The following is a 1,743-nucleotide window of genomic DNA, read 5'->3' on the forward strand; positions in this document are numbered from 1 at the left end:
CGGGCTGCGGCGGGCCGCACGGACGGCCGGTCGTGCGCCTCCCGGGTGTGCACTTCTCCCTGTCGCACAGCGGTGACCTGGTGCTGGTGGCGGTCGCCCCGGCACCGGTCGGGGTCGACGTGGAAGGGCTGGCCACGAACCGGGCGGTGCTCGGCGCCCGGTCGGCGCTGCACCCGGCGGAGGCGGACGAACTGGCGCTGCTGCCCGCGCACGGGCGTCCGGCCGCGTTCACCCGTGCCTGGGTGCGCAAGGAGGCCTACCTGAAGGGCCTGGGCACGGGTCTGGTGCGTGATCCGGCGCTGGACTACGTGAGCACCGGGCCGCTGCCGGCCGCCCCGGCACCTGGATGGAGCGTGCGGGACGTCCTGGTCCCGGCGGGGTATGCGGCGGCGGTGGCCCTGCGGACGACCTGAAGGCGTGCGGGCGTCAGCGGAGGGGACCGGTCCGGTGACCGGTCCCCTCCGTCGTGTCGCGGGGTCCGCCCGCCGGCCGCCCCCGCCCGTCCTCCGTCCCCGGGGCCGGGAGCGCGACGCCTTCCCCGATGCCCCACCCGTACGGCGGAGCCGGCGCGCTACGATCACCGGCGTGACCGCTCCGGAACCGACCATCCTCGCCACCTCCGGAGGCCATCGCGTCGGCGCGCGCACCCGGGTCCTCTTCGACGCCCTGGTCCACCACGCGGTCGATCTCTCCGGTGTGCACGGCAGGCGCCCCCGCGTCCTCTACCTGGGCACGGCGGTGGGCGACGCCGAACACGTCACGGCACGGGTGGGCGAGGCCGCCCGGGTTGCGGGCTTCGACCTCACGCCGCTTCACCTCTTCCCGATGCCGAACGTGGAGGACGTCGAGGGCACGGTCCTCGGCCACGACGTGGTCTGGGTGATGGGCGGCTCGGTGGCCAACCTGCTCGCCGTGTGGCGGGTGCACGGCCTGGACGAGATCCTGCGGCGCGCATGGCGCGCCGGGGTGGTGCTCGCCGGGGTGAGCGCGGGTTCCCTCTGCTGGTACGAGGGCGGCACCACGGACTCCTTCGGCCCCGGACTCCGGCCGGTCACCAACGGGCTGGGGCTGCTGCCGTACGGCAACGGGGTGCACTACGACAGCGATGCGGGCCGGCGTCCGCTCACCCACCGGCTGGTCGCCGAGGGCGTCTTCGCGACGGCGCACTGCACCGACGACGGTGTGGGGCTGGTCTACCGGGGCACCGAGCTGGTCGAGGCGGTGACGGAGCAGCGGGGCAAGGGCGCCTACGCGGTCTTCCGGGACGGCGACCGGGCCGTGGAGGAACGGATCGAGCCGCGCCTGCTGCCCGCGCCTCCCGGCTGACGGACGCCGGGTCGCGAGGCCGAACCGGCCACGGGAGCCGGTGGGCACCCGCGGCCGGTCCGGGCGTCCTCGGATCACACCAGGCCATGGCGTACGGCATGGGCGACGGCGTGCGCCCTGTTGCGGGCCTGCAGCCGGGCCATGACCTCGTAGATGACGTTCTTGACGGTGTGTTCGGAGCAGCGCAGCAGCAGGGCGATGTCGGCGTTGCCGTGGCCCTCGGCCATGAGACGCAGCACCGAGGCCTGACGTGCGGTCAGGGCGGGGCGGCCGCCGCCGTCGGCCGGGTCCGCGGGACGGGGCCCGCCGGCCAGCAGGTGGGAGAGCTCCGGGTAGGGGATGCTCGGGTGCGGGTGGGTCGCGCGGCGCACCGCGGCGATCAGGCTCTCCGCGGTGAGGTCGGCGGCCCGCAGGACG

Annotated in this window: 3 protein-coding genes; 2 read left to right on the top strand and 1 reads right to left on the bottom strand. The window is 75.7% G+C overall.

All coding sequences use genetic code 11. From position 1 onward, the window contains the following. On the top strand, nucleotides 1-413 hold a 413-nt coding region (locus B9S61_RS12330), incomplete at its 5' end, for a 4'-phosphopantetheinyl transferase superfamily protein (RefSeq protein ID WP_146064807.1). A 172-nt stretch (nucleotides 414-585) separates the two neighbouring features. Then, nucleotides 586-1,326, top strand: a complete 741-nt coding sequence (locus tag B9S61_RS12335) for a peptidase E (protein ID WP_103542288.1) — start codon at nucleotides 586-588, stop codon at nucleotides 1,324-1,326. Between the two features lie 74 nt (nucleotides 1,327-1,400). Here B9S61_RS12335 and B9S61_RS12340 read toward each other — a convergent pair. Beyond that, nucleotides 1,401-1,743, bottom strand: a 343-nt coding sequence (locus B9S61_RS12340; protein WP_146064808.1) for a response regulator transcription factor, incomplete at its 5' end; no start/stop codon positions are given.

Source organism: Streptomyces sp. SM1 (genome assembly GCF_002910825.1).
GTDB classification, from domain to species: Bacteria; Actinomycetota; Actinomycetes; order Streptomycetales; family Streptomycetaceae; genus Streptomyces; species Streptomyces okerensis.